The organism is Streptomyces sp. NPDC058470 (assembly GCF_042721055.1).
GTDB lineage: Bacteria > Actinomycetota > Actinomycetes > Streptomycetales > Streptomycetaceae > Streptomyces.
The window spans coordinates 1-21,523 of sequence record NZ_JBHXMF010000088.1; the positions used below are offsets into that span (position 1 = coordinate 1).

The following is a 21,523-nucleotide window of genomic DNA, read 5'->3' on the forward strand; positions in this document are numbered from 1 at the left end:
GGGAAACCCCCGCGCGGCCCGCCCCTTCGGCATAGCCGCTCAGGTGTAGTAGGCCATCGCTTCCGACACGGTCACGACGGGGATGCCCCGGCCGGCGATCGCCGCCATGAGCGTGGCCAGTCCGGCCCGGCTGATCTCCGTGCTCGCCGCCGGAGTTCCTTCGACGATCCTGTGCAGGCAGAGGATGAGCCAGTCACCGTTGTTCGCGCAGCGGTCGAGGCGGCCGCCCGCGGCCGTCAGGTTCGCCAGCGTCGTACCGCCGATTCCCGACCCGTCGTTGATGCCGGTGAGTGCCTTGAGGCGATAGGGCATCGCCGGGGCGAACGACTCGATCGTCTCGGAGATGATCGACCTCGCCGTGGTGAAGTGCCGACCGGCGATCAGGTCCACGGGAACGCTGTCCGTCGTCTTCTGGAACGCGCCGTGCGGATAAGCGAAATGCTCGCCCGTGAAGCCGTTGGCCACCATCCACTCCCGCAACTGCCGCAGATCGGTGTCCACTTCCTGCGCGGTGAGCTTGCTGTAGTCGGCGGTGTGGGCGGCCATCGCGTAGGCGTGCCCCTCCATGTCCCAGCCGGAGAAGTCCTGGAGGGACCGCATCTGCTCGACGCTGAGGTAGTCGCTGGTCCCCGCGGCCTCGGCGATGTTGTAGCTGGTGCCGGGAAAGCCGTACGCGTCCATGGCCGGCCGGGCCAGGTCATGGATCGACAGGTGGGAGTCGTCGAAGGTGATCGAGACGGCGCCCTTCGGGAAGACCGCGGTGGTGTCCGGGATGAGCTCGACAGCCTGCAGACGGTAGGTCACCGGGCCGCCCGCGTTGTCGTACACGGCGAACGACATGTCGGTGAAGCCGGACTTGGCGGAGGGGACCCCGGCGGCGGAGAGCGAGAAGGTTCCGGCCGCACTGGTCACATCGGCCCACTGGAGATGCACCGTCACCCATTCTCCCGACTGGACGTAATTCGCCGACGTCGTGGAATGCGCGTGGAACGTCCAGGAGAAGTAGTTCGCGAAGGAGCCGGTGCCGAGGTAGAACGCCAGCTTCGACAGGTTCGTCGTGTCTTCGACCCGGAACACGAGCCTGATCATCTTGCCGGTCAGGTCCATGGTGGTCATACCGGTCTTACGGACGTACGACTGCTTGTTCGTGCCGTTGGTGGTGACCCGGACCGACTGGGTCCCGCGCACGAAGACCGACGTGTCATTCGCTTCGGCCGACGCGGTGCCGGCGCCGGCGGCGGTCCAGCCGTGCCCGGTCTGGAACTGCTGGGACCAGGTGGCGCGGCGATGTCTGGGACGGCGCCCGGACGGAGCGTACGTCGGGGGTGTGCCGAGTCCGCCGATCACCGCGGCCACCGACGCGGCAGCCGCCGCGGGTGGGGCCGGCACGGTGCCCAGCAGCGCGCCGCCGGCTGTCACAAGGCCTCCCGTGCCGGCCATGCGGAGTGCGGAGCGCCGGCTCACCGGTTGCGCGGGGGTGCGGGGAAGGGACGGCTCTTTGCTCACCAGGGCTCCTGAGCGTGTTCGGCGGTTGGGCCGGGAAGGAGGGTTTTCAGGACGCGGGAACGGTGTTGAAGTAGTTCATGCCGTTGTCGCTGAACTCCTTCACCTCCGTGCCGACGTCCTTCGCGGAGACGATGTCGTCGGCGTTGTAGTACAGCCAGTCGACCTGCATGTCCCAGACACGGTCGCCCTTGAACGGAAGGTCCACGAACCAGGTGTTGAAGTTCACGGACATGCCGGCACGAGGGGCGTACTTTCCGCTGCTGCTGAACAGCTTCTTGCCGTCGAGAAGGTACGTGACCACGTCGTCGTCAACCGTGATCATCACGGTGTGCCAGCCCTGGAGGCTCTCCTCCAGCTTGCTGGTGACACGGTCGCCCTTCTCGTAGCTGTACCAGCTCGTGGTGTCGAGCTTGGGCCCGGGCGCGCCCCAACCGCCGTTCGGCATGTACTCGTTGTCGAGTTCGCTGTACTTCGTGCCCTCGCCGCCGATGGCGTAGAAGGTCTGGTTGACGTGGTCCCCGTTGTCGCCGGACGTCGGCTTGTCGCTGAAGTGGATCCGGGCGGCGAAGGTCCCCTCGCGGAACTCGGTACCGGTGCTGCCCAGGCTGGCCTGGTGCGTGCCGGCCTCGGTGCCGTCCGTTGTCGCCTGCAACTGGAGCACCTGGGCACCCAGTGCGTCCTTCTCCGCCGGGAAGCTGACGCCCTTGGCCGACCAGGTGTCGTCGATCCCGGGGCCGCCCTTGCTCGTGCGGACCAGCCAGCCGTGCCGGGAGAGGGCCGGGTCATCGGGGCCGCGGTAGTGGAAGTTGTCGAAGAGGACCCCGGCCGGAACGGTCGGCCGGGAAGCGGCGGAGGCCCCCGCCGACGCTGTGGACGCCTTGGTGTTGCCGTCCGGCTCCTCCCCCCAGACGAGCGTGCCGCGCTTGTAGGCGGTCACCAGCTTCGACTCCTTGTAGCTGGTCTTCTCGGCGTCGAAGGAGCGGTCGTTCGACTGTTCCAGGTCCTTGTGGTCGACGCGGTAGAGCTGCAGCTCGATGCCCCGGCTGTTCGCGCCGGGCTTCAGGGTGCCCGCGTCCGCGGTGAAACCGATCTCCAGGTAGCGGTCCGCGGTGTCGGTGGGGCTGTCCGGTGTGTCGAAGGTGCCGGAGATGTCCGAGCAGTCGACAGCGGCCTGGACGCAGTTGAACGCGTACTCTGAGGCTCCGTCCGCCGTGAAGTAGTACCGCAGCGTCACATCGCTCAGGGACACGGTCTTCTCGGACGTGTTGAAGACCTCCAGCCATGGCTTGGCCGCCCCGGTGCTGGCCGGGGTGTCGGTCCGGTACCGGACGGTGAGCTCGGTGGGCTCCGGGTTCGCCGCACGCCACACGGGATAGAGCGCCGTGGCGCCGGCGGCGACCGCGCCCACGAGGAGCAGCAGTCTGATCTTGGGCCACACACGACGACGGGGTTTGCGGCGGGTAGACGCCACGGAATCTCCTCCGCAGGACACTTGAGACGATGGTGAGATCGAAACCATCAGATGTGTTCTACGTCTGGTCAGATCCTGTGGAGATATTACCTATGAAGGTACCGCCCTCCAGGGGTGTTCCGATCACAAAACATCCACAGATGGACCGATCGCGGCTCGGTGTGGTCGGCAGCGCAGGGGGGGGGCGGCAGAGCAGGCGGATGCGGGCGGTGCAAACACCGGTGCCCGGCACACCAGTTGGCGTGCCGGGCACTTGCGTACGGGATCCGCTTACGCGGGGACGCTGGCCACGCCCTGCGCCAGGAACCGCTTCCCGTTCACCCGCTCCGAAACACCTTCACGGTCCAGGTACGGAGTGATGCCGCCCAGGTGGAAGGGCCACCCCGCACCCGTGATCAGGCAGAGGTCGATGTCCTGTGCCTCGGCGACGACACCCTCGTCGAGCATGAGTCCGATCTCCTGGGCGACGGCGCCGAGGACGCGGTCGCGGACCTGCTCCTCGGTCAGGACGACATCGCCCTGCTTCAGCAGCGCCGCGACCTCGGGGTCGAGCTCGGGCTTCCCGCTGCCGTACACGTAGAAGCCGCGCTTTCCCGCCTTGACGACGGCCGCGAGGTTCGGGGAGACCGTGAAGCGGTCCGGGAAGGCCCGGTTGAGGGTCTCCGAGACGTGCAGACCGATGGCCGGGCCGACCAGCTCGAGGAGGACGAGGGGAGACATCGGCAGGCCCAGGGGCTCCACCGCCTTCTCCGCGACCTCGACCGACGTGCCCTCGTCGATGACGTTCTGGATCTCGCCCATGAACCGGGTGAGGATGCGGTTGACGACGAACGCCGGGGCGTCCTTCACCAGCACCGCGGTCTTCTTCAGCTTCTTGGCGACACCGAAGGCCGTGGCCAGGGAGGCGTCGTCCGTCTGCTCGCCGCGGACGATCTCCAGGAGCGGGAGGATCGCGACCGGGTTGAAGAAGTGGAAGCCGACAACCCGCTCGGGGTTCTTCAGCTTCGACGCCATCTCCGTCACCGAGAGGGAGGAGGTGTTGGTGGCGAGGATCGCGTGCGCCGGAGCGACCGCCTCGACCTCCGCGAACACCTGCTGCTTGACGCCGATCTCCTCGAAGACGGCCTCGATGATGAAGTCGGCGTCGGAGAAGCCCTCGGCCTTGTCCAGCACACCGGTGACCAGGGCCTTGAGGCGGTTGGCCTTGTCCTGGTTGATCCGGGACTTAAGCAGCAGCTTGTCGATCTCGGCGTGGACGTAGCCCACACCCTTGTCGACGCGCTCCTGGTCGATGTCGGTCAGCACGACCGGCACCTCCAGGCGGCGCAGGAAGAGCAGGGCGAGCTGCGAGGCCATCAGGCCCGCGCCCACGACACCGACCTTGGTGACCGGACGGGCCAGGGACTTGTCCGGGGCGCCCGCCGGGCGCTTGCCGCGCTTCTGGACCAGGTTGAAGGCGTAGATGCCGGAGCGCAGTTCGCCGCCCATGATCAGGTCGGCCAGCGCCACGTCCTCGGCGTCGTAACCCTTCTGCAGGTCACCGTCCTTGGCCCCGGCGATGATCTCCAGCGCGCGGTACGCGGCCGGCGCCGTCCCGTGCACCTTGCTGTCGGCGATGAAGCGACCCTTGGCGACGGCCCGGTCCCAGGCCTCGCCGCGGTCGATCTCCGGACGCTCGACCGTGATGGCGCCCTTGAGGACGGACGCCGTCCAGATCAGCGACTGCTCCAGGAAGTCGGCGCCCTCGAAGATGGCGTCGGCGATGCCGAGGTCGAAGACCTGCTGGCCCCTGAGCTGCTTGTTCTGGTTGAGCGAGTTCTCGACGATGACGCTCACCGCGCGCTCGGCGCCGATCAGGTTCGGGAGCAGCGTGCAGCCGCCCCAGCCCGGGACCAGACCGAGGAAGACCTCGGGGAGTGAGAACGCGGGGAGCGCCTTGGAGACGGTCCGGTACGCGCAGTGCAGACCGACCTCGACGCCACCGCCCATCGCCGCGCCGTTGTAGTACGCGAAGGTCGGGACGGCCAGCGCCGCGAGCCGCTTGAAGACCTCGTGGCCGCCCTTGCCGATGGCAAGCGCGTCGTCGTGGTTCTTGAGCAGCTCCACGCCCTTGAGGTCCGCGCCGACCGCGAAGATGAACGGCTTGCCGGTGACGCCGACACCGACGATCTCGCCGGCCGCGGCCTCCGCCTCCACCTGGTCGATGGCGAGGTCGAGCTTCGCCAGCGAGGCGGGGCCGAACGTGGTCGGCTTGGTGTGGTCGAAGCCGTTGTCGAGCGTGATGAGCGCGAAGCGCCCGGCGCCGAACGGCAGGTCGAGGTGGCGTACGTTCGCCGAGGTCACGACCTCGTCAGGGAACAGCTCGGCCGCACCCTTCAAAAGCTCAGCGGTGCTCACTTGCTGCCTCCGGCGGACTCGAAGTGCGGGTTCTCCCAGATGACCGTCGCGCCCATGCCGAAGCCGACGCACATGGTGGTCAGGCCGTAGCGGACGTCCGGCTGCTCCTCGAACTGGCGGGCCAGCTGCGTCATCAGACGGACGCCGGAGGAGGCCAGCGGGTGGCCGTACGCGATGGCGCCGCCGTACTGGTTGACGCGCGCGTCGTCGTCGGCGATGCCGTAGTGGTCCAGGAACGCGAGGACCTGGATGGCGAAGGCCTCGTTGATCTCGAAGAGGTTGATGTCCTCGATCGCCAGACCGGCCTTGGCGAGGGCCTTCTCGGTCGCCGGGATCGGGCCGTAGCCCATCACCTCGGGCTCGACGCCCGCGAAGGCGTACGAGACCAGGCGCATCCTGACCGGCAGGTTGTTCTCGCGCGCGAAGTCCTCGGACGCGATGATCGACGCGGTGGCGCCGTCGTTCAGACCGGCCGCGTTACCGGCGGTGACCCGGCCGTGCACACGGAACGGCGTCTTGAGCCCGGAGAGGTTCTCCAGGGTGGTCCCCGGGCGCATCGGCTCGTCGGCGGTGACCAGGCCCCAGCCCGTCTCACCGACCTCAGGGTTGGTGTTGCGCACCGAGATCGGCACCAGGTCCTGCTGGATCTTGCCGTTGGCGTACGCCTTCGCGGCCTTCTCCTGCGAGCGCACGGCGTACTCGTCGGCGCGCAGCTTGGTGATGTGCGGGTAGCGGTCGTGCAGGTTCTCGGCGGTCATGCCCATGAACAGGGCGGACTCGTCGACCAGCTTCTCGCTGACGAACCGCGGGTTCGGGTCCACGCCCTCGCCCATCGGGTGGCGGCCCATGTGCTCGACACCACCGGCGATGACGGCGTCGTACGCACCGAAGGCGATCGAACCGGCCGTGGCGGTGACGGCGGTCAGCGCGCCCGCACACATGCGGTCGATGGAATAGCCCGGGACCGACTGGGGGAGCCCGGCGAGGATGCCGGCCGTACGGCCGAGGGTCAGACCCTGGTCACCGATCTGCGTGGTCGCGGCGATGGCGACCTCGTCGATTTTCTTGGGGTCGAGCCCGGGGTTGCGGCGCAGCAGCTCCCGGATGGCCTTCACGACGAGATCATCCGCGCGGGTCTCGTGGTAGATGCCCTTCGGGCCCGCCTTGCCGAACGGGGTGCGGACGCCGTCGACGAAGACGACGTCCCTGACGGTACGAGGCACGATGGCTCTCCTCCAGATGCGGGATGGCACTGCTGCGCGACACACACGCCCTGAGCGCGCGCTCACCCCTCATGCTACTTGCGGGTAACCATGCTGCCCAGTCCCGGAGGCGGGAGCGGTGAAGGTCACATCCGGGACGGGCGCGTGCGGGGTGCCGACGAGCCCGGGACGTCACGGTCTACACCGACTTCCGCACCCTCCATCGCTCCGCCTTCGCCCGATGATCTTGGCGCGATCTCGACGTCGCGGTGTGTCGCCGTTCGGGCCGGAGACGATCCGGGCCGGCGCGGGTGGGTCCCACGCCCGACCTTGACCGTCCTCTTGCCGAAGCCGTCAGGCCTTGGCCGGAGTGAGCGCCGCCACGAGCACCGGGGTGACCTGCTCGACCTGCCAGGGCCGCGCCCCGAAGCCGGCGAGCGCCGCGGCCACGGACTCCGCGTCCGGCACCGCCGGCGGCTCCCAGCACACCCGCCGCACGGTGTCCGGAGTGATCAGGTTCTCCTGGGGCATGTTCAGCTGCTCGGCGAGCGCCGACACCTCGGCGCGCGCGGCGGAGAGCCGGGCCGCGGCGGCCGGGTCCTTGTCGGCCCAGGCGCGCGGCGGCGGGGGGCCGGTCACCGGCTGGCCAGGCTGCGGCAGCTCGGAGTCCGGCAGCTCCTTCGCGCGATCGACGGCTGCCTGCCACTGATCCAGCTGACGGCGTCCCATGCGGTGCCCGAAGCCGTTCAGTGCGGCCAGGGCGTGCACATTGGCGGGCAGGGCCAGCGCGGCCTCGACGATCGCCGCGTCCCCGAGCACCTTGCCCGGCGAGATGTCCCGGCGCTGCGCGACCCGGTCCCGGGTCTCCCACAGCTCCCGTACGACCGCCATCTGCCGACGCCGGCGCACCTTGTGCATCCCGGACGTACGGCGCCAGGGATCCTTGCGCGGCGGTGCGGGATCGGCCTGGGCGATCGCGTCGAACTCCTGCCAGGCCCACTCCAGCTTGCCCTGCCGGTCCAGCTCCTTCTCCAGCGCGTCGCGCAGGTCGACAAGGAGCTCCACGTCCAGGGCGGCATACCGCAGCCACGGGTCCGGCAGCGGACGTGTCGACCAGTCGACCGCGGAATGCCCCTTCTCCAGTACGAAGCCGAGCACGCTCTCGACCATGGCGCCGAGGCCCACCCGGGGGAACCCGGCGAGCCGGCCGGCCAGCTCGGTGTCGAAGAGACGGGAGGGGATCATGCCTATCTCGCGGAGACACGGCAGGTCCTGGGTGGCGGCGTGCAGCACCCACTCCACACCGGAGATAGCCTCGCCGAAGCCGGACAGATCAGGACAGGCCACGGGATCGATCAGTGCGGTGCCGGCGCCCTCGCGGCGCAGTTGTACCAGGTAGGCGCGCTGACCGTACCGGTATCCGGACGCACGTTCGGCGTCGACGGCGACGGGGCCGGATCCGGCGGCGAAAGCGGCGATCACCTCGGCGAGCGAGGCATCGTCGGCGACGACGGGCGGAATGCCGTCGCGGGGCTCAAGCAAAGGGATCGGCGCCGGTTCGACGTCGTCCGGAGGGGCGCCTCCGGTGGTTCGCAGTGAGCTGTCTTCTGCGGTCTCTTGGGCGTCGGTCACGTGTCAAGGGTATCGGGATGTTCGAGCGGCTGACCTGCATCTTCCAGTCATTGGTCGGTTTACCTGCGAAAACGCTGCTCAAGTGGATCTCATGTCCGCCAGGTGCTTCTTGTCGGGTGTCCCCGGCGTGCCGCGATCGGGCTCCCACGACCCCTGCCCGGCCGCGGAGTGTCGCCTCGGCCGAGGGCTCCTGACCACCGTGGAGTCCCGGATTCCGGCGGCTGCGCCACGTATCGCATACCCCGATCGACCGCCGGGATCCCGTACGAGAAGGGCGCCGAAGCGGCGTACGAGGAGATCTGGTTCCACCGGATCGCGTTGAGCCAGTCGTGGAAGCGCCCGCCGACTGATGTCCAGTAGGGGGGGGGCGGGGTGGTTATACCGCCAGGGGGGGGGAATCAACCGTTGATTGGTGTGGGGGTTGGGGGAGTGGGTGTTTAACGGGGGCGCGGGCCCCCCCTCCGCCCGGGGCGCCGCCGCGGCGCCCGCGGTTATCTGCTCCCACGGGAGCGCTTTGCCCCCGTGGTGCACGCCCCCGCCGTCTTTTGTCCAGGGGGGGGGCGCCGGGGTCGTGAACCGGCCAGGGGAGGGAAAGCTCCGGTTCAGTGGTGAGCGGTGTGGGTCAGTGGATGATTCCCGTGCGCAGGGCCACCGCCACCATCCCGGCGCGGTCGCCCGTGCCGAGTTTGCGGGCGATACGGGCGAGGTGGCTCTTGACGGTCAGTGCGGACAGGCCCATCGAGACGCCGATGGCCTTGTTCGACTGGCCCTCCGCGACCAGCCGAAGCACCTCGACCTCGCGTCCGGAGAGCTCGCGGTAGCCGCCCGGGTGGCTCGGGGAACCCGGGGGGCGGCGGTGCATCCGGGCGGCGGCCGAACCGATCGGCGCGACGCCGGGCCGGGTGGGGAGCCCGACGTTGTTACGGGTGCCGGTGACGACGTAGCCCTTGACGCCGCCCGCGAGGGCGTTGCGTACGGCGCCGATGTCATCGGCGGCGGAGAGGGCGAGGCCGTTGGGCCAGCCCGCCGCACGGGTCTCGGACAGCAGGGTGAGCCCGCTGCCGTCGGGCAGATGGACATCGGCGACGCAGATGTCGCGTGGATTGCCGATTCTGGGACGGGCCTCCGCGATCGACGACGCCTCGATGACGTCGCGCACTCCGAGCGCCCACAGATGGCGGGTGACGGTGGAGCGGACCCGGGGGTCGGCCACGACCACCATGGCAGTCGGCTTGTTCGGGCGGTAGGCGACCAGGCTTGCGGGCTGCTCGAGGAGAACGGACACCAGGCCTCCTGGGGGTGCGGGACGGTACCGGCTGTGGGGATGAAGCCGGGACGAACCGTGCTTTCAAGGTCACAGACGTCTTCGGCATCAAACCCGTCCGCCTTTAGAGAATGATCACGATTTGGTGAGTAACAATCCGTGCAATTCGGACACGCGATCGATCATCCGAAGATCGAACCGAGTCGCTCGGCGTCATTCCTCGTCAATACGCGTCCGAAAGTGGGCGTATCGACAAAGAAGCATCGTGAACTGTGCGCGGATCGGGACCACACGTTGACCCGGACCGTGCGCGGATCAGGACCACACGCTGAACCGGACCGTGCACGGATCGGGACCACACGCTGAACCGGACCGTGCACGCAAGCAGGACGGTGCGCCGAACCGGACCGTGCTATGAACCGGACCGTGTACTCAGCGGGACTGCGGCCCCCGGCGCTGCGGCAGGCTGACCACCGACGTCTCGCCCGGTGTCACCGGCGGCAGCCCGGCGACCTGGCACAGCAGATCGCACCAGGCGGCGAGATGCGCGGCCGCGTCCGGCACGCCGCCCATGCCCTCCCGCGGCGTCCAGGACGCCCGGATCTCGATCTGGGAGGCGGCAGGGCGCTCCGCGAGGCCGCCGAAGTAGTGCGAACTCGCGCGCGTGACGGTGCCGCTCGGTTCCCCGTACGACAGACCGCGGGCCTGGAGCGCGCCGGTCAGCCACGACCAGCAGACGTCGGGAAGCAGCGGGTCGGCGGCCATCTCTGGCTCCAGCTCCGCCCGGACCAGGGTCACCAGGCGGAAGGTGCCCTGCCAGGCGTCGTGCCCCGCGGGGTCGTGCAGCAGCACCAGGCGGCCGTCGGCCAGATCCTCGTCGGCGGCGACAACCGCCGCTTCCAGCGCGTGCGCGTAGGGGGCCAGACGCTTCGGCGCAGGCGTCGGGTCGATCTCGATCTCCGGCCGCAGCCGCGCGCCCTTCAGCGCGTCGACGGCGGCCCGGAAGGGCGGCGGAGCCGTCGCCATCGCATCTCGGTTCCCCTCCTTCGAGTCGTCCATTCCGCCAGCGCCGTCCGACAGTCGTCCCTGAGCCGCAGCCATGCGGGGAAGATTAAGGGGAACGGAGCCTTCGCGCAGGGACAGACACCCGTGCGTGGGACCACTGTCCGGATCGCGCCGCACGAACACGCCTTCGTGAGCGCCGCTGCCGGGGGCTCCACGGGGCTCTCGAGGCCTGTCCGGGACCGGGTGGCCGGGACTTGGCTGTCGGCCGGGCGTGCGAGACTTTCCGTCGTGAGTGCCAACGACCGCCCGGACGGGCAGCAGCCGCGAGCCACCGACGAATCCGCCTTCCTCAAGGCGTGCAGGCGCGAACCCGTGCCGCACACGCCGGTGTGGTTCATGCGGCAGGCCGGCCGCTCGCTGCCCGAGTACCTCAAGGTGCGCGAGGGCATCGCCATGCTCGACTCCTGCATGCGCCCCGACCTGGTCGCCGAGATCACCCTCCAGCCGGTGCGCCGACACAACGTCGACGCGGCGATCTACTTCAGCGACATCGTCGTACCCCTGAAGGCCATCGGCATCGACCTCGACATCAAGCCGGGCGTCGGCCCGGTCGTCGAGAAGCCGATCCGCACCCGCGCCGACCTGGCCCAGCTGCGCGATCTGACCCCCGAGGACGTGTGGTACGTCACCGAGGCGATCGGTCTGCTCACGGCGGAGCTCGGCTCGACCCCCCTCATCGGTTTCGCGGGCGCGCCCTTCACCCTCGCGAGTTACCTCGTGGAGGGCGGACCGTCCAAGAACCACGAGCACACCAAGGCGCTCATGTACGGCGACCCGCAGCTGTGGACCGACCTGCTCGACCGTCTCGCCGAGATCACCTCCGCCTTCCTGAAGGTGCAGATCGAGGCGGGCGCCAGTGCCGTCCAGCTCTTCGACTCCTGGGTCGGCGCCCTGGCACCCGCCGACTACCGGCGCTCGGTGATGCCGGCGTCCACGAAGGTCTTCGAGGCGGTGGCGTCGTACGGCGTTCCGCGCATCCACTTCGGCGTCGGCACCGGTGAGCTGCTCGGCCTCATGGGCGAGGCGGGCGCGGACGTCGTCGGCGTCGACTGGCGTGTCCCCCTCGACGTGGCTGCCACGCGCGTCGGACCCGGCAAGGCCCTTCAGGGCAACCTCGACCCTGCCGTCCTGTTCTCCTCGACGGAGGCCGTGGAGACGAAGACCCGCGAGGTGCTGGACGCGGCCGCGGGTCTCGAAGGCCATGTCTTCAACCTCGGCCATGGCGTCCCGCCGAACACCGACCCGGACGCGCTGACCCGCCTCGTGGAGTACGTGCACACGCACACTGCGCGCTGAGAACCTAGATGTGCCGCGCCTGTCTGCCCCACAGCAGGCGGCGCGGCTCCGGCGGGGCCGGGGTGCCGGCGCGCAGCGGCCAGGCCAGCAGCATCCCGGCGAGGAAGCCGACCACGTGCGCCGCGTACGCCACTGTTCCGGCGTCGGAGACTCCCTCGCCCGACGAGTACACAGCCTGGAGCGCGAACCAGAAGCCCAGCACCATCCACGCGGGTAGCCGCAGCGGCAGGAAGACCAGGAACGGGACCAGGACCCACACCCTGGCCTTCGGATAGAGCGCCAGGTACGCGCCCAGCACCCCGGCGATCGCTCCGGAGGCGCCGATCAGCGGGTCGCCCGAGTCGCCGTTCAGGTACGCGAAGCCGTACGCCGCCGCGTAGCCGCAGACCACGTAGAACAGTGTGAACCGCAGATGTCCCAGGCGGTCCTCGATGTTGTTGCCGAAGATCAGCAGAAACAGCATGTTGCCCAGCAGGTGCAGCCAACTGCCGTGCAGGAACATCGCCGTCAACACCGACAGCGCCGGTGACTTGTCGTAGTCCGGCGGGGCCACCACACAGCCAGTGCCCTGCGGGCCGACGCCGGTCTCGCCGGTGGGCACAAGGCCGGGCATCCGGTGGTGGATCAACTCCTGCGGCACCACGGCGTAGTGGTCCAGGAACGCCTGCAGATGGCAGAGCTGCGACAGGCCGTTGTCACCCGACACGGAACCGGCTGTGCCTGGTGTGACGAGGAAGACGAGCACGTTGGCGGCGATCAGCGCGTACGTCACATAGGGCGTGCGCCGTACCGGGTTCACGTCATGGACGGGGATGACCACAAGGAATCACTGCCCCCGATGGGGCGGGGGAATCCGCGCGTCGGCGGGGGCGCGTTGGTGTGGCCGGGGCAATGCGCCCCGACAGCGCTGAACACCTCCGCAGCCCCGTGCGTATGTCTCCTCAACCGCCCGAAACGCGACGAAGACGTCGCGCGAGGAAGACGTGAGGACACAGGCGATGAACGACCGAGTTAACCCTCCGATCCATGCCCTGCCCGACGGCGAGGCGGAGATCGCCCTGGTGCTGCACCTGCCCTGGGAAGATGTTGCCGCGCTCGGCCAGGAGGCCGGCCGGCTCGCGGCCCGGATGCAGCGTCCGGTGACCCTCGACGAGGCCGTCAGCCACCGGCTGCGTTCCGCCCGGGCCGCGGCCACGCACGCGAAACCGCCCACGGCGCAGCCAGCGGCCGTCGCCTCCGCGGCCTCCGTCTCCTCGCTGCCAGGGCGGCCGCCCGCCGAGCAGGCCCGACAGGCCATAGACCGGATCAACGGCAACGGGTCGACGGTGCCCGGGCACGAGACGGCGTAGCGCGAGCCCCTGGGGAAGGGGCCGTGGGATCACGCGCCACGCGTGCGTACCGCCGCGACCGCCTTGCGCGCCGCCACCAGGATGGGGTCCCACACCGGTGAGAAGGGCGGCGCGTAGCCCAGGTCAAGAGCTGTCATCTGCTCCACGGTCATGCCCGCCGTCAGCGCCACCGCGGCGATGTCGACGCGCTTCGCGGCGCCCTCCCGTCCGACGATCTGCACGCCGAGCAGCCGTCCGGTGCGGCGCTCGGCGAGCATTTTCACGGTCATGAGGTCCGCGCCGGGGTAGTAGCCCGCGCGGTTCGTCGACTCGATGATGACGGTCTCGAACTGCAGGCCGGCCCTGCGCGCGTCCTTCTCGCGCAGCCCGGTGCGGGCGATCTCCAGGTCGCAGACCTTGCTCACCGCTGTGCCGACGACGCCGGGGAAGGTGCCGTATCCGCCGCCGACATTGGTGCCGATGATCTGCCCGTGCTTGTTGGCGTGCGTGCCCAGTGCGATGTGCCGTTCGCGCCCCGACACCAGGTCGAGCACCTCGACGCAGTCGCCGCCCGCCCAGATGTCCTCGTGCCCGCGCACCCGCATCGCCAGGTCGGTCAACAGCCCGCCGTGATCCCCGAGGGGCAGCCCGGCGGCCCGGGCGAGCGTCGTCTCGGGGCGTACGCCGATGCCGAGCACGACCACGTCCGCCGGATACTCCGCGTCCTCCGTCGCGATCGCCCGTACCCGCCCGTCCTCGCCGGTGAGCACCTTGGTGACCTTGGCGTCGTTCACCATGGTGATGCCCAGGCCCTCCATGGCCGTGTGCACGATCCGGCCCATGTCGGGGTCGAGCGTGGACATCGGCTCCTTGCCGCGGTTGACGACCGTCACCTCGTACCCGCGGTTGATCAGCGCCTCCGCCATCTCCACGCCGATGTAGCCCGCCCCGACGACCACCGCGTGGCGGCCCTCCGTCCCGGCCAGCGTGTCGAGGAGCGCCTGTCCGTCGTCCAGGGTCTGCACGCCGTGCACGCCCGGCGCGTCGGCGCCGGGCAGGTCGGGACGGATCGGGCGCGCGCCGGTCGCGATCACGAGTTTGTCGTACGGCGTCCACTCCTCGGCCCCCGATTCGAGGTCGAGGGAGCGGACCCGGGCGCCCGCGACGTCGATCTCCGTGACCTCCGTACGCATCCGCAGGTCGATGTCGCGCTCCCGGTGCTCCTCGGGCGTCCGCGCGATCAGTTCGTCACGCTCGGCGACGTCACCGCCCACCCAGTACGGGATGCCGCAGGCCGAGTACGAGGTGAAGTGCCCCCGTTCGAACGCCACGATCTCCAGCTCGTCCGGCCCCCGCAGCCGGCGCGCCTGCGACGCGGCGGACATGCCCGCCGCGTCACCGCCGATCACGACCAGTCGCTCTTTCGCCCCGCCGGTGGTACCGCTCGTACGGTTCATGCTCATACGAACACGCTACGGGGACGCGGCATTTCAGTCCTGTTCGCGCCCCTCCTCGCGCTCCCGGACGGACGGGGCGACCGGCAGCGTGCCGGCCGCGGAGGCCGCCGCCGGGGCCGGGCGGCGCGGCAGCCGGGTGCGCAGGAGACGTACCCACAGCACCCACAGCGCGAGGAGCAGCGCGGCGCCCGCCGCGAACGGGAGGATCGCGCCGAACGCCACGGCGATCCAGCGCAGCATCGTGACGAACGCGCTCCAGCCGCCCGTGAGCGCGTCGACGAAGCCCGGATCGTCGTCCTTCTCCGCCTGCTTCACCGGGGTCTCGGAGAGGGTCAGGGTGATGGTGGCCAGGCTGGTGCGGTCCGCCAGGGAGGCCTGTTGGGCGAGCAGCGACTCCAGGTCGGCCTGCCGGGTGCTCAACTCGCCCTCCAGGGTGACCACATCGCTGAGCTTGGTGGCCTGGTCCATCAGCTCGCGGATCCGGGCCACGCTGGCCCGCTGCGTCTTGATGCGGCTCTCCACGTCGACGACCTGGTCCGTGACGTCCTGCGCCTTGGCCGTACGTTCCAGGAGCTTGCCGGTGCCTTCCATGTCGGCGAGCACCTCGTCGTACTGCTCGGTGGGCACGCGCAGGACTACACGGGTGCGCTCGTTGCCCTCCTCGTCCCGGGTGGTGGTTTCGTCGCCGACGAAGCCGCCCGCGTTCGTGGCGGAGGTGCGGGCCTGGTCCAGGGCATCGGGCACGTCCTTGACCTGCACGGTCAGGGAGGCGGTGCGGATGATCCGGTTCGCGGAGAGGTCCGGGGCCTTCGTCGGGGCCTGGGCCCCGCTCTTGCTGCTGTCCGCGCCGCCGCCGGCCTCGTTCGCGACGGACGGAGCCGCGGCCTTGTCGTCTGCGCCGAAGGAGCTGGCGCCCGAGTCATCGGCACCGCCGCTGCAGCCCGTCAGCGCGAGCGCGGCGGTGAGCAGGATCCCGGCCAGGACCTGAACCGGTCGTACGGAGCTTCGTGTGCGCATGTGGGCATCCCCCGAGGGTCGTGACGACTGTCGCTCCTTCGACGCGCGGAAGGGCCCTGACGTTGGACGGATCCGATCCCGATGCGGTCACGGTCAGGACTCGTGGAGGACACCGGCGGACTGACGGGGGACTGCTGGGGGTGTCAGTGCGGTCTGCGAAAGTGGAGGCATGCGCGCACAGGACACCCGTACGGGTACGGGACACGTCGTTGTCATCGGGGGCGGGATCGCGGGGCTGGCCGCCGCCCACCGATTGCTGGACCGAGGCGTGCGCGTGACCGTCCTGGAGGCCTCGGACCGCGTCGGCGGCAAGCTGCTGCCCGGCGAGATCGCGGGCGCGCGTGTCGATCTGGGCGCGGAGTCGATGCTCGCGCGCCGCCCCGAGGGGGTCACCCTCGCCCGCGAGGTGGGGCTCGCGGACCATCTCCAGCCGCCCGCCACCGCGACGGCCTCGCTCTGGACCCGCGGCGCCCTGAGCCCCATGCCCAAGGGGCATGTCATGGGCGTCCCCGGCACCGCCTCCGCCCTCTCCGGCGTCCTCTCCGACGAGGGCCTGCGGCGTATCGAGCGGGATGCCGAGCTGCCCCGCACGGAGGTCGGCGACGACGTGGCGGTGGGGGAGTTCGTGGCCGCCCGCCTCGGCCGCGAAGTGGTCGACCGCCTGGTCGAGCCCCTCCTGGGTGGTGTCTACGCGGGCGACGCCTACCGCATCTCCCTGCGCTCCGCGGTTCCCCAGCTCTTCGAGGCGGCCCGGACCCACGACTCCCTGACGGAGGCCGTCCGCGAGATCCAGGCCAAGGCCGCCCGGAACCAGCAGGCGGGACCGGTCTTCATGGGCATCAGGGGAGGCATCGGCCAACTGCCGCTCGCGGTCGCGGAGTCCGTCCGCGCGCGGGGCGCCGAGATCGTCACCGGGGCACCGGTGACGGAGCTGCGCCGGGAGGCACACAGCGGCTGGCGGATCGTCGCCGGAGGTCAGGTCCTCCTGGCCGACGCCGTGGTCCTCGCGTTGCCCGCCCCCGCTGCCGCCGCCCTGCTGCGCGCCGAGGCGCCCGCCGCCGCGGCCGAGCTGGCCACCGTGGAGTACGCCTCCATGGCGCTGATCACCCTCGCCTACCGGAGCAGCGAAATCACCCTCCCCGAAGGGAGCGGTTTTCTCGTGCCGCCTGTTGACGGGCACACCATCAAGGCCGCCACCTTCGCCTCCCGGAAATGGGGCTGGATCGCCGACGAGAACCCCGACCTGCTCGTCCTGCGGACCTCCGTGGGGCGCTATGGCGAGACGGAGGTGCTCGGACGGGAGGACGGCGAGCTCGTGGACGCGTCCCGGCACGACCTGCGCGAGGCCACCGGCCTGGACGCCGCGCCGGTCGCGACCCGCGTCACGCGCTGGGACGACGGGCTGCCGCAGTACCCCGTCGGGCACCACGCCCGCGTGGCCCGCATCCGCGACCACGTCGGCAAGCTGCCGGGACTCGCCGTCTGCGGCGCGGCCTACGACGGGGTCGGCATCCCCGCCTGCATCGCGAGCGCGTACGCCGCCGTGGACCGGCTCGGCGGCGACCGCGGCGGACTGGACGCGCTGATCACGAACCCGGTGCAGAGCCTGCACGGCGGCGCGGGAGAATAGCCCCATGAGTGACGACGCCCCCGCCAAGATTCCGAACGCCGGCAAGAAGGCCAAGGACCTCAACGAGGTCATCCGCTACACCCTGTGGTCCGTTTTCAAGCTGAAGGACGTGCTGCCTGAGGACCGGGCCGGTTACGCCGACGAGGTCCAGGAGCTCTTCGACCAGCTCTCCGCGAAGGACGTGACCATCCGCGGCACGTACGACGTGTCGGGGCTGCGCGCCGACGCCGATCTCATGATCTGGTGGCACGCCGAGACCGCCGACCAGCTGCAGGAGGCGTACAACCTCTTCCGCCGCACCAGGCTGGGCCGCGCCCTGGAGCCGGTCTGGTCGAACATGGCGCTGCACCGCCCCGCCGAGTTCAACCGCTCGCACATCCCGGCCTTCCTCGCCGACGAGAACCCGCGCGACTACGTCAGCGTCTACCCGTTCGTGCGCTCCTACGACTGGTATCTGCTGCCCGACGAGGACCGTCGCCGCATGCTCGCCGACCACGGCAAGATGGCCCGCGGCTACCCGGACGTGCGCGCCAACACGGTCGCCTCGTTCTCCCTCGGCGACTACGAGTGGATCCTCGCCTTCGAGGCCGACGAGCTGTACCGCATCGTCGACCTCATGCGCCTCCTGCGCGCCTCCGAGGCCCGGATGCACGTCCGCGAAGAGGTCCCCTTCTACACCGGCCGCCGCAAGGACATCTCCGAGCTGGTCGCGGGCCTCGCCTGAGCGGACCGGGAGCGCCGGACGATTTCAGGAGGCCTTCTTGACGTCCTTCTCGAGGTCCTTCTCCAGGTCCTTCGAACGACTGCCCGGCGCTACCGGCTTCGGCTCCGCGTGCGGCGCGCACGCCGCGCGCCGCACCGGGAGCCTGCCCTCAAGGAGATAGGCGTCCAGGTAGCCGTTGACACACTTGTTGGGACCGCCGCCGATCCCGTGCGTCCCGGCGCCGTTCTCGGTCACAAGCACCGAGCCGGACAGTCGCCGCTGCAGCGCCACCGCACCCTCGTACGGTGTCGCCGCGTCCCGCTCGGCCGCCAGGATCAGGGTGGGCGGCAGCGCGCCGGGCAGTGTCCGCACGTCCAGGGGCTGTTGCCGCGGCACGGGCCAGTACGCGCACGGCAGGTTCATCCACACGTTGTCCCAGGTCTCGAACGGCGCCTTGCGCGCGAGGCGCGTGTTGTCGCGGTCCCAGGTGCGCCAGTCGGTCGGCCAGGGCGCGTCGTTGCACTCGACGGCCGTGTAGACCGCGTTGCCGTTCTCCTGCTCGGCGGCCGCCTCCGGATACGGTCCCGCCTGCTCGATCAGCGGCTTCGGGTCCCCCTTCAGATACGCGGACAGGGCCTGGGCGCGGTAGGGCCAGTAGTCGTCGTAGTACCCGGCCTGGAGGAACGCGCCCTGCAGCTGCCCGGGCCCCACCTTGCCGCCCGCGGGTGAGGCGGCCAGCTGCGCCCGCGCCTTCTCGTAGCTGTGCAGTACCTCTTCGGGCGTGGTGCCGAGCCCGTACACGCCGTCGTGCCGGGCGATCCAGGCCCGGAAGTCCGCCCAGCGGATCTCGAACGCGGCCGACTGGTCGAGGTTGTTCTGGTACCAGATCTGGTCCGGGTCGGGGTTCACCGCCGAGTCGAAGACCATCCGGCGCACGTGGGAGGGGAAGAGCGTCGCGTACAGGGCACCGAAGTACGTGCCGTACGAAGCGCCCATGAAGGTCAGCCGCCGCTCGCCGAGCGCGGCCCGCAGCACGTCGAGGTCACGCGCGTTGTTGAGCGAGGTGTAGTGCTGGACGGCCTTGCCGGAGCGCTCGACACAGCCGCGCGCGTACGCCTTCGCCTCCGCGATGCGCTCCTTCTTGTATGACTCCGAAGGGAACGTCGGCGACTGCGTGGGCCCCTTCCCGAGCTGCTTCGGGTCCTGGCAGGACAGCGGGGCGCTGCGGCCCACTCCGCGCGGGGCGTAGCCGACGAGGTCGTACGCCGCCGAGAGGGGCTTCCACTCGGGGAGGAACCCGATCAGCGGGAAGTACATGCTGGAGGCGCCCGGGCCGCCGGGGTTGTAGACCAGGGCGCCCTGGCGCGGGACCTTCCGCTTCGAGTTCTTCGCGTCCTTGCCGGTGGCCTTCACACGGCTGACGGTCAGCTTGATCTGCTTGCCGTCGGGGTGCGCGTAGTCGAGGGGCACGGTGACCGTGCCGCACCGGACGTTGTCAGGGAGGTCCTCCGCCTTGGAGCAGGTGCCGAAGCGGACGCCGGCGGCCGCGGCGCGCTCGGCGGCTACTGCGGTGCCGCGCGTGTCGGCCCCGGAGCCGAGATCGCCGGGCCAGCGCGGTTCGCCGCCCGCGGGGACGGTGACGAGGGCGGACAGGAGCAAGGATCCTGCGGTTCCGTAGAGGACGGCAGCTCTCATCGCGTATCCCTTCAGCGCACGGCAGCGACAAAGGGGATGTTTCGTTCGACGGTTGGTGAAGTAAAGGACCGGGCCGCAGTGTCGGCTCCAATGACCCCGATGCGCCCCCCGGCGCGCCTGTCAGCCCCTTCGTTCCGGGTTTCGGTCGCGGTGGGTGAAGGCTGCGCGCAAGTCAGGCTCGCCGATCGCGCGGATGCCGCGGACGGCGACGGAGGTGAGGTACGTACGGTCGTCGCCCGTACTGTCCGGGTGCCGCGCGAGGGTGCCGAGCAGGCGTTGCCCGGCCGGGGACGCCCAGCGCGAGTAGGGGTGCACCTCGATACGGGCGATCGCGAGGCAGCTCAGCGTGAGGGTGAAAGGCAGCGCGAACCAGACGGCCACCGGCACCTCGTACTCGCTCGCCGGAACCTGGGAGGGCATCAGCAGGGCCACGGCGCCCAGGACCAGGACCGCTGCCGCCGCGGCCTGGACCTGGCGGACGGCGGCGGCGACGGTGCCGCGCTCCCCGTCCGGCACGGCGAGGCCCGCGGCGACGAGGCGGTCGGCGAGGCGGTGTACGGAATCCGCGGCGGCCGCGGTCGCCCGCACGGGCGCTATCCGGGACTGCCCCTCCGGGCCGATCGCTCCGATCACCGAGCGCTCCATCTCGTCGTGCCCACGCGGGTCCACGACGGTCGCCCACCCGGTGTGCGCGAGCAGCAGTCGGCGCTGGCGGGCCATCGACACCAGGGTCAGCTCGGCGACCCGGGCAGGGCCGCCGGACAGGAACGCCGCCTCGTACAGCGTGAGGCTGTGAGCGCGGGCCGCCTTCGCGTCGAAGGCCGCCGTGCGGAGGGCCGCCAGGCACAGGCGTATGCAGGCGGTGCCGGCCGCGGCCCAGGCCAGGAGCAGGAGAAGTACCCAGAGCATGGCATTTTTCTATGCGATGGACCGGGCGAGCGCCATGGCTTATTCACATGATGGACGGAGCGTTGCGGGTATGTGATGCTCCGCTTTCCGCCCGTGCGGCCGGACCCGACCTAGGGACTTGAGGACGTTTCGTCGCGTGAGACGGCCGGGGGGAGGGTGTAGCCCGGCGACGGGACCACCGGGATCGGTGAGTTCGGGGACTGCGTGGGGTTGGGCGGGGCCGGGGAGTTGGTGATGGGGGGCGGGGCGGCGGTGGCCGCGTCCTGGGCGAGGGCGTCGAAGTCGACGTATCCGGTGGCTTCCAGGACCTTGATGTGGTCGAGCACGGTGGTGTTCGCATCGTCGGCGAGGTCGCGCACCAGGGAGTTGCGGGTGTTCGCGCGGACCTGGGCGACGAGCGCGAAGACCTTGCCGTGGGCCGCCCGGAGGATGTTCGCGAACTCGCGGTCGTACGTCACGCCCTGTGCCTCGTCGAGCGTGGTCAGCCACTGGCGCTGCTGGTCGGTCGGCTGGTTGGGCAGTTCGAGGCCGAGGCGCGCCGCGACGTTGCGGACGCGGGCGTCGAGGAAGGCGTGGCCCGCGATGAGGTGCTCCCCGGCGGTCCGTACGGCCTGGGTGGTGCCGCGCTCCTCGGCCTGCTGACCCGCGGGCAGCTCCCACAGCCCGGCCAGCCGGACCTTGGTGATGAAGTCCCGGTCCTGCGCCGACAACGGACCGAACTGCGTCGACACGGTCTCGGCGTTCAAGGTGGCCAGGCCGGTTCCGGAGCGGTCCGCGTACGACCAGATCGGGAAGGCCAGTGCTGCCACGGTGGCCGTGAGGACCGTGACGATGAGCCCTGTTCCACTGACCAATCCGGTGCGGTTGATGGATCGCATGGTGCCTCCTGTTGCGGCACCACACATAAGTGCGTTCCGCGTGCAGATTGGCATGCTACTGCGGGTGCCGCGC

The 21,523-nt window shown here is 70.3% G+C and carries 17 protein-coding genes; 4 read left to right on the forward strand and 13 right to left on the reverse strand.

The features are described from left to right. Positions 1-39: 39 nt before the first annotated feature. The 7 genes from ACFWP7_RS39315 to ACFWP7_RS39345 all read right to left on the reverse strand — a co-directional run bounded on the left by ACFWP7_RS39315 (position 40) and on the right by ACFWP7_RS39345 (position 10,531). Complete coding sequence (locus tag ACFWP7_RS39315) at positions 40-1,506, reverse strand: polysaccharide deacetylase family protein (protein ID WP_384392307.1); 1,467 nt, start codon at positions 1,504-1,506, stop codon at positions 40-42. Positions 1,507-1,552: 46 nt separating this feature from the next. Further along, the gene (locus tag ACFWP7_RS39320) at positions 1,553-2,977 is read right to left on the reverse strand and encodes a cellulose binding domain-containing protein (protein ID WP_384392311.1); all 1,425 of its coding nucleotides are present in this window, start codon (positions 2,975-2,977) and stop codon (positions 1,553-1,555) included. Between the two features lie 270 nt (positions 2,978-3,247). Further along, positions 3,248-5,374: a 3-hydroxyacyl-CoA dehydrogenase NAD-binding domain-containing protein gene (locus ACFWP7_RS39325; RefSeq protein ID WP_384392314.1), complete on the reverse strand. Its 2,127-nt coding sequence runs from the start codon at positions 5,372-5,374 to the stop codon at positions 3,248-3,250. Further along, on the reverse strand, positions 5,371-6,597 hold the full coding sequence (locus tag ACFWP7_RS39330; RefSeq protein WP_384392317.1) for a thiolase family protein: 1,227 nt from the start codon (positions 6,595-6,597) through the stop codon (positions 5,371-5,373). Before ACFWP7_RS39330 ends, ACFWP7_RS39325 begins: the two co-directional genes overlap by 4 nt. Before the next feature lie 333 nt (positions 6,598-6,930). Continuing rightward, on the reverse strand, positions 6,931-8,208 hold the full coding sequence (locus ACFWP7_RS39335; RefSeq protein ID WP_384392320.1) for a ribonuclease D: 1,278 nt from the start codon (positions 8,206-8,208) through the stop codon (positions 6,931-6,933). A 622-nt stretch (positions 8,209-8,830) separates the two neighbouring features. After that, positions 8,831-9,493, reverse strand: a complete 663-nt coding sequence (locus ACFWP7_RS39340; protein WP_365426447.1) for a response regulator transcription factor — start codon at positions 9,491-9,493, stop codon at positions 8,831-8,833. 411 nt (positions 9,494-9,904) lie between these two features. Beyond that, positions 9,905-10,531 (reverse strand): DUF3000 domain-containing protein, encoded by a 627-nt coding sequence (locus ACFWP7_RS39345; RefSeq protein WP_384392366.1) that lies wholly within the window; start codon positions 10,529-10,531, stop codon positions 9,905-9,907. A gap of 234 nt (positions 10,532-10,765) precedes the next feature. On the opposite strand from ACFWP7_RS39345, the gene hemE reads away from it, so the two are divergent. Further along, a complete protein-coding gene (gene hemE, locus ACFWP7_RS39350) occupies positions 10,766-11,833 on the forward strand; it encodes a uroporphyrinogen decarboxylase (protein WP_384392323.1) in 1,068 nt (355 codons plus the stop codon). A 4-nt stretch (positions 11,834-11,837) separates the two neighbouring features. Here the strand turns inward: hemE and ACFWP7_RS39355 are convergent, their stop codons facing one another. Continuing rightward, positions 11,838-12,653, reverse strand: coding sequence for a rhomboid family intramembrane serine protease (locus tag ACFWP7_RS39355; protein WP_384392326.1), 816 nt, complete (start codon positions 12,651-12,653; stop codon positions 11,838-11,840). Positions 12,654-12,831: 178 nt separating this feature from the next. Between ACFWP7_RS39355 and ACFWP7_RS39360 the strand changes: the two genes are divergently transcribed. After that, the gene (locus ACFWP7_RS39360; protein ID WP_384392328.1) at positions 12,832-13,182 is read left to right on the forward strand and encodes a hypothetical protein; all 351 of its coding nucleotides are present in this window, start codon (positions 12,832-12,834) and stop codon (positions 13,180-13,182) included. A 29-nt stretch (positions 13,183-13,211) separates the two neighbouring features. Here the strand turns inward: ACFWP7_RS39360 and ACFWP7_RS39365 are convergent, their stop codons facing one another. Beyond that, positions 13,212-14,624, reverse strand: a complete 1,413-nt coding sequence (locus ACFWP7_RS39365; protein WP_384392331.1) for an FAD-dependent oxidoreductase — start codon at positions 14,622-14,624, stop codon at positions 13,212-13,214. Between the two features lie 27 nt (positions 14,625-14,651). After that, complete coding sequence (locus ACFWP7_RS39370) at positions 14,652-15,635, reverse strand: DUF4349 domain-containing protein (protein WP_384392334.1); 984 nt, start codon at positions 15,633-15,635, stop codon at positions 14,652-14,654. A 169-nt stretch (positions 15,636-15,804) separates the two neighbouring features. Here ACFWP7_RS39370 and hemG point away from each other — a divergent pair, with 169 nt between their 5' ends. Together hemG and hemQ are read left to right on the forward strand one after the other, a co-directional pair. After that, positions 15,805-17,265, forward strand: coding sequence for a protoporphyrinogen oxidase (gene hemG / locus ACFWP7_RS39375; protein WP_384392337.1), 1,461 nt, complete (start codon positions 15,805-15,807; stop codon positions 17,263-17,265). Between the two features lie 4 nt (positions 17,266-17,269). Beyond that, entirely contained in the window at positions 17,270-17,989 is a 720-nt protein-coding gene (gene hemQ / locus ACFWP7_RS39380) for a hydrogen peroxide-dependent heme synthase (RefSeq protein ID WP_384392339.1), read from the forward strand. Between the two features lie 24 nt (positions 17,990-18,013). On the opposite strand, the gene ACFWP7_RS39385 is transcribed toward hemQ, so the two are convergent. The 3 genes from ACFWP7_RS39385 to ACFWP7_RS39395 all read right to left on the reverse strand — a co-directional run bounded on the left by ACFWP7_RS39385 (position 18,014) and on the right by ACFWP7_RS39395 (position 21,450). After that, on the reverse strand, positions 18,014-19,663 hold the full coding sequence (locus ACFWP7_RS39385) for an alpha/beta hydrolase (protein ID WP_384392342.1): 1,650 nt from the start codon (positions 19,661-19,663) through the stop codon (positions 18,014-18,016). 120 nt (positions 19,664-19,783) lie between these two features. After that, on the reverse strand, positions 19,784-20,572 hold the full coding sequence (locus ACFWP7_RS39390; RefSeq protein ID WP_384392345.1) for a TIGR04222 domain-containing membrane protein: 789 nt from the start codon (positions 20,570-20,572) through the stop codon (positions 19,784-19,786). Between the two features lie 110 nt (positions 20,573-20,682). Beyond that, positions 20,683-21,450 carry a DUF4142 domain-containing protein gene (locus ACFWP7_RS39395; RefSeq protein ID WP_384392348.1) on the reverse strand — a complete coding sequence of 256 codons (768 nt, stop codon included), beginning with the start codon at positions 21,448-21,450 and terminating at the stop codon, positions 20,683-20,685. Positions 21,451-21,523: the final 73 nt, after the last annotated feature.

Coding starts and splice junctions, on each gene's coding strand:
- ACFWP7_RS39395 (WP_384392348.1), bottom strand. CDS start 21,450: ATGCGATCCATCAACCGCACCGGATTGGTCAGTGGAACAGGGCTCATC.
- ACFWP7_RS39385 (WP_384392342.1), bottom strand. CDS start 19,663: ATGAGAGCTGCCGTCCTCTACGGAACCGCAGGATCCTTGCTCCTGTCC.
- ACFWP7_RS39360 (WP_384392328.1), top strand. CDS start 12,832: ATGAACGACCGAGTTAACCCTCCGATCCATGCCCTGCCCGACGGCGAG.
- ACFWP7_RS39390 (WP_384392345.1), bottom strand. CDS start 20,572: ATGCTCTGGGTACTTCTCCTGCTCCTGGCCTGGGCCGCGGCCGGCACC.
- ACFWP7_RS39345 (WP_384392366.1), bottom strand. CDS start 10,531: ATGGACGACTCGAAGGAGGGGAACCGAGATGCGATGGCGACGGCTCCG.
- hemQ (WP_384392339.1), top strand. CDS start 17,270: ATGAGTGACGACGCCCCCGCCAAGATTCCGAACGCCGGCAAGAAGGCC.
- hemG (WP_384392337.1), top strand. CDS start 15,805: ATGCGCGCACAGGACACCCGTACGGGTACGGGACACGTCGTTGTCATC.
- ACFWP7_RS39365 (WP_384392331.1), bottom strand. CDS start 14,624: ATGAGCATGAACCGTACGAGCGGTACCACCGGCGGGGCGAAAGAGCGA.
- ACFWP7_RS39370 (WP_384392334.1), bottom strand. CDS start 15,635: ATGCGCACACGAAGCTCCGTACGACCGGTTCAGGTCCTGGCCGGGATC.